Source organism: Mesorhizobium sp. M00.F.Ca.ET.216.01.1.1 (assembly GCF_004010325.2).
GTDB lineage: Bacteria > Pseudomonadota > Alphaproteobacteria > Rhizobiales > Rhizobiaceae > Mesorhizobium.
The window spans coordinates 1-371 of the sequence record NZ_SADR02000232.1 but is presented as its reverse complement, the minus strand read 5'-3'; the positions used below and the strand labels follow the sequence as shown (position 1 = coordinate 371).

At 62.3% G+C, this 371-nt stretch carries 1 protein-coding gene; it reads right to left on the bottom strand.

The genetic code is table 11. The features are described 5' to 3' along the window. Positions 1-237, bottom strand: a 237-nt coding sequence (locus tag EN859_RS35880) for a CoA-binding protein (protein ID WP_189502519.1), incomplete at its 3' end; no start/stop codon positions are given. Positions 238-371 lie beyond the last annotated feature (134 nt).

Here is a 371-nt window from a genome sequence, read left to right as displayed (position 1 = left end):
GATCACCTCGATGGTGAGATGCCGGTTGACGCCGACAAAGGCGGCGTCCGGCGCTCCAGGCAGGTCGGCGACGGAGCGGTACGCCTTGCGGCCGGCGACCTCGTCCTTGGTCGGATGCACCGGCCAGATTTCGCCGGCAAAGCCCATCTTGATCGATTGCGCCACGACGGCGGCGGCCTGCGCCCCGCCGAACACGGCGATCGATTTCGGGCGCAGGAGACGTTCAAGTTTATGCATGGTCATCTTTTCGTTTGAGCATGATCCCGTCCAAAGCCGGATCCCAGCTTTGGCGCATCATGCTCTAAGCTCCGAACGGACGCAGCAGCGCCCGCGAAATAATATGTCGCTGAATCTCCGACGTACCTTCCCAG